The organism is Bacillota bacterium, assembly GCA_036504675.1.
Classification (GTDB): Bacteria; Bacillota; Sulfobacillia; order JAJYWN01; family JAJZPE01; genus DASXUT01.
This window is the reverse complement of sequence record DASXUT010000075.1, coordinates 1-4,958: the sequence shown is the minus strand read 5'-3', so window position 1 is coordinate 4,958 and position 4,958 is coordinate 1. Positions and strand designations below refer to the sequence as shown.

The 4,958-nt window shown below is 70.8% G+C and carries 4 protein-coding genes; all 4 read left to right on the top strand.

The window, feature by feature from the left end; translation table 11 throughout:
- A partial coding sequence (locus VGL40_05855; protein ID HEY3314795.1) for a DUF438 domain-containing protein occupies positions 1–1,111 on the top strand: 1,111 nt, incomplete at its 5' end.
- 100 nt (positions 1,112–1,211) lie between these two features.
- Entirely contained in the window at positions 1,212–2,162 is a 951-nt protein-coding gene (locus VGL40_05850; GenBank protein ID HEY3314794.1) for a MoxR family ATPase, read from the top strand.
- A complete protein-coding gene (locus VGL40_05845) occupies positions 2,159–3,376 on the top strand; it encodes a DUF58 domain-containing protein (GenBank protein ID HEY3314793.1) in 1,218 nt (405 codons plus the stop codon). Before VGL40_05850 ends, VGL40_05845 begins: the two co-directional genes overlap by 4 nt.
- Entirely contained in the window at positions 3,333–4,769 is a 1,437-nt protein-coding gene (locus VGL40_05840) for a DUF4129 domain-containing protein (protein ID HEY3314792.1), read from the top strand. The genes VGL40_05845 and VGL40_05840 overlap by 44 nt, the downstream gene beginning before the upstream one ends.
- The last annotated feature ends 189 nt before the right edge of the window (positions 4,770–4,958 follow it).

The window sequence follows — 4,958 nt, the reverse complement described above, 5'->3', positions numbered from 1 at the left end:
AGCGATGGACAAAACCGAACGGCTGGTCGAGGCCCTCCGCCGGTTGAACCGCGAGGGACCGCGGAATGGAGCGAGGAAAGAGGCCAGGGCTCTCCTGGCCGAAGCCGATGCGGTCGAGGTCTCCCTGGCCGAACAGAGGCTGATCGAGGAGGGGATGGACCCCCAAGCCCTCAGAGGGGTCTGCGCCCTGCACCTCGAGGTGATGCATGACCAGCTCAAGGAGGTTCGCGAGGGGCTGCCGCCCGGACACCCCCTGGACACCCTGTACCGCGAACACGACGAGATCCTTGGGTTCCTGGACGCCCTCGAGCGCCTGAACGCCGGCCTGCAGCGGCAAGTGACCTACGACCCGGCCAAGCCGGAGTACACCGAACTGAAGGAGATCGCCGAGGAACTCCTGGCCGCCGAGAGACACCACGCCCGTGAGGAGGACGTCCTCTTCCCTGAGCTCGAGAAGCGCGGGATGGCCGGGCCGCCGCGAATCATGCGGATGGAGCACGAGGACCTGCGGGCCCACAAGCGCCTCCTGGCCGCCCTGGTCGCCGGGGCCGGTCAGACGAACTTCGCGGCCTTCCAGGAGGGGCTGGCCAAGCTGGCCTCGCACCTGGTCTTCCACCTCCGGGATCACATCTTCAAGGAGAACACCATCCTCTACCCGGCGGCCCGGCAGGTCATCCCGGCCGACGCCTGGCCCGAGCTGAAGAGACGGGCCGACGACATCGGGTACTGCTGCTTCACCCCGGAACCGGCGGGCATCGACCAGGTCGAGGAAAGGGAGGGTGCAGGGATTCAGGTCATCAAGATGGAGGCTGTTGACGAGATGGTCACCCCGCGCGGGGTCACCGGCCGCAAGCTCGTCGACCTCCCGGCGGTCAACGTGATGAGCTTGATCATGAAGGCCGGGGAGGCGGTGGCCGCCCACGTCACGCCGGTCGATGTCCTCTTCTACGTGGTCAGGGGGGAGGGTACGGTGACCATCGGCGAGGAGAGCGCCAGGGTCGGCGAGACCGACCTCGTCGTCAGCCCGCGGGGCATCCCTCACGGGCTGGCCGCCGACGCCGGCCGCGAGTTCCAGGTCCTGGTGATCAAGACACCGAATCCCAAGGGCTGACGGGCCCGCAATTGACGGGGGGCTGAAGGAAGCCCGCGCCGCGTGGGGAAATAGACGGCGGGGCCCTCGGCCCCCCAAAACGCGCAGGCAGGTGAAGCCCGTGGAGACCCGGGAAGCCTTCATTCAGCTGAGGAGGAGCATCGACTCGGTCTTCGTCGGACGGCGGGAGGTCGTCGACCTCATCCTCATTGCTCTGGTCGCCGGCGGCCACGCCCTTATCGACGACGTGCCGGGCGTCGGCAAGACGACTCTGGCGAAAGCCCTCGCCCGCTCGATCGACGCCGAGTTTCGACGGATCCAGTTCACCCCCGACCTCCTCCCCTCGGACGTCTTCGGGGTCAGCTACTACAATCAGAAGTCACAGGAGTTCGAGTACCGACCCGGACCCATCGTTGCCAACGTGGTCCTGGCCGACGAGATCAACCGGGCCACCCCGCGGACCCAGTCCAGCCTGCTCGAGGCGATGCAAGAGGGCCAGGTCACGGTGGATGGCCGGACCCATCGGTTGCCGCATCCCTTCTTCGTCCTGGCCACCCAGAACCCGGTCGAGACCGAGGGCACCTTCCCCCTCCCCGAAGCCCAGCTGGACCGGTTCCTGGTGACGGTCCACCTGGGATACCCGGAACCGGAGGCGGAGAAGTTGATCATCACCCGCTTCGGGAGCGGCGACCCCTGGGCCGCCTTGTCCGCGGTCATCGGCCGGTCCGAGGTGGCCGACCTGCAGGCCGAGGCCGGGCGGGTGTTCATCCACGAGGCCATTCTGGATTACGCCGTGGCCCTGGCCGGGGTCACCCGCCGCCTGCCGGAGGCGTCCCTGGGGGCCAGCCCGCGGGCGGTCGCCGGGCTCTGCCGGGCGGCTCAGGCCCGGGCCCTCCTCGACGGCCGGTCCTTCGTCCTTCCCGATGACCTGAAGGCCCTTTGGCTGCCGGTCATGGAACACCGGCTGATCCTGACCCCCGAAGCCAGGCTCCGCGGCCGACAGGCGGCCGAGCTTCTGAACGGAGTCCTCGAGGGCACGCCCGTGCCGGTCGAGGAGATCGGTCCGGCGTGAGGCCGTCCGGCGCCAACGCGTCTGGCGCCTGGTGGCCCGGCCTCGGCGCCTTCATCCTCGGTCTGCTCTTGCGGAACCCGGTGGTCGTCGCGGCCGCCCTGCTTTTCCTGACCATCGCCGGGGCCTCCGAGGTCTGGGTGCGCCACGGCCTGGGGGGCTTGGCCTATCACCGCCGCTTGTCGACCACCCGAGTCTTCCCGGGCGAGCGATTCGAGGTCGAGTTCATCGTCGAAAACCGCAAGCGCCTGCCCCTGCCGCGGCTGGTCGTGGAGGATGACTTCCCCGCCGGCCTCGAGCTGCAGGGGGTGCCGGTCACCTCGCATCATCAGGCCGGGCGGGTCCGGGTGAGCAACCTCTTCGCCCTCCGTTGGTGGCAGCGGGTCCGCCGGACGGCGGCGGCCGTGGCCGGCGGTCGCGGCGTCTATCGCTTCGGGCCGGCCCTGGTGGTCTGCGGCGATCCCCTGGGCCTGGCGCAGACAGAGATGACCGTTGAAGGCCCGGCGGGCGGCACTGAGGCGCTGATCGTCTACCCGCAACTCATTCCGGTCACCCGCTGGCCGGCCACGGCCCGGGCCCTGCCCTCGGGCCGACGGGCGCGGCCGCGGGTCGGGCTGGCCGACCCCTATGACTTCTTTGGTCTGCGGGAATACGTGCCCGGTGATCCCCTGAAGTACCTGGATTGGAAGGCGACGGCCCGGACGGGGCGGCTGCACACGCGGATCCTCCACCCGCTGCCATCCGACCGGGCCTGGGTCGTCGTGGATATCAGCACGGCCGCCCATCCCTACCTGGGGACGGACCGAGACATCGCCGAAACGGTCATCTCCATGGCCGCCTCACTGGCCCTCGAACTGCTGCGGGCCGGCCAGCAGGTCGGGGTGCTGGCCAACGCCTACGCGCGGGACTGGGGTCCGGCTCTGCGAGTCGCCCCCTCGTCGGCCCCGGCCCAGGCGGCCCTGATCTTGGAAGGGCTGGCCCGGCTGGACGTCTTCCCATCGACGGCCCTGGACGACTTGATCCGGCGGGAACTGCCGGCCTCGGCGGCCGATCATCACCTGTGGTTCGTCGGCTGGAGCGACGCCCCCGGCTTGGGAAGGGCCCTCGACCACGCCAGAGCCCGCGGCTTCCGCGCCACCTGGATCCAGATCGAACAGAAGGAGGGCGGTGCGGTTGAGCCGATCATGGCTCAGAGCGGTGTTGGCGGCCGGGCCTGAAGCCGCCCTCTGGGCGGGCCTGTGGGGGGCGGCGCCGGCGTGGATACCTTCACTGGGTCAGGCTCTCGGGGGATGGCCGACCGGGCCGGCCTGGACGGTGGCCTTCTCCTGCGTGGCGTTGGCCGGGCTGACGGGGGGGTTGAGCGCCGGGTCGGAGACCGAACCGCGGACCGGCCCGCGGACCGGACCGCGAGCCCGGCGGGACGACGACCGGATGGCGGCTTGGCTGGTCGGCGCGGCCGTCGTTCTGGCCGTTGCCGCCCTGACCCTGTCCGGGCCGCTCCTGGGCCTGGCCTGCCTCCTGGCCGCCTGGCGCGGGATGGTCGCCGCCGGCTACGGCCAGTCCGCCCACGAACTGCGGCGGGCGACTGTCCTTGTCGCCCTCGGCTTCGCCTCCATGGCCGTCATCTTCGGGCGGGCCGGCCTGCCGCTCGACTCCCTTCTCATCGGCCTTTTCCTGGCCGTGGCCAGCTGGCTGACGGCCACGGCGGTCATCTCCGGGTCGACCCTGGAGGTCGGGGTCCGCAGTTACGCCCTGCCCTACCGGCCATGGCAACGGCGGGTGGCCGTGGTGACCGTCGCCGCCGCCATCGGCCTGCCGGCCCTGCTGGTCCTGACCTGGGCCGTCTGGCGCGGACCGGCGGCCCTCGGGTTGGGCGTCCTGGCCGATGGCCTGCGGGTCATCCTGTCCTGGGTCTGGAGCATCTTCGCCCGGATCCTGGTGGCGGTGCTGACCGTCCTGGCGTTGGCCATCGAGCCGGTGGTCGTCTGGTTGCGGCGGCGGGCGGTGCCCCCCGGACGGCAGAACGGCGGTGATCTGGAGCTGGGCTGGGCCCAAGGCCAGGCGTCCGATTGGCTCAAGGCGGTCGAGGTCAGAGCCGGTTCCTGGCCCTGGCTGAAACCCCTCGGGGCGGCCGTCGTCATTGGGCTGGCGGTCTGGCTGATCTACCGGTACGCCCGCTCGGCTTCGGCCAACCGGGTGCGGTCCCTGGGCGACCGGGTCGAGGACCTGACCCCGGAGGCGCCTCGGGGAAAGCGCCGAGGCGGGCCGCGGATCGGACGATTCGGGCGGGTCGTGGGCCTATCCCCCGTCCGGACGGCCTATCGGGCCTTCCTCGTCCGCCTGGCGGCGTTGGGGGTACCGCGCCCCTCGTCGGCCACGCCGGCTGAATTCGGCCGGCTGGCCCGGGGATTGTTCGGCCGGGGGGCGGAACCCGGGGGCATCTCGGGGGACGAAGAAGCGTCGGCGGCTGTGGCCGACCTAACCTCTTTGACGGGAGCCTACGTGATCGAACGTTATGGCCCGACCGGAGGACTCGGCGAGGAGACGGCCAGGCGAGCCCTTCTCGCTTGGGAGGACCTCAAGCGAAGGCTGGCCGGGCGATCGAAGTGAGTCCGCGGCCCGGGAACAGCGGGCGGTTGAGAACCCAACGGGGAGAGCCGGCGGCTCTCCCCGTCTTCATTGCCGGGCGCCAATCCTCGGACGTTCTCAGGCCGCGCCAATGATTACCTCTTCGAAAACGACCCCGACGGCGATGGACTGACCCGACGGCCTCACCTCGCGGCCGTCGACGAAGGCCCG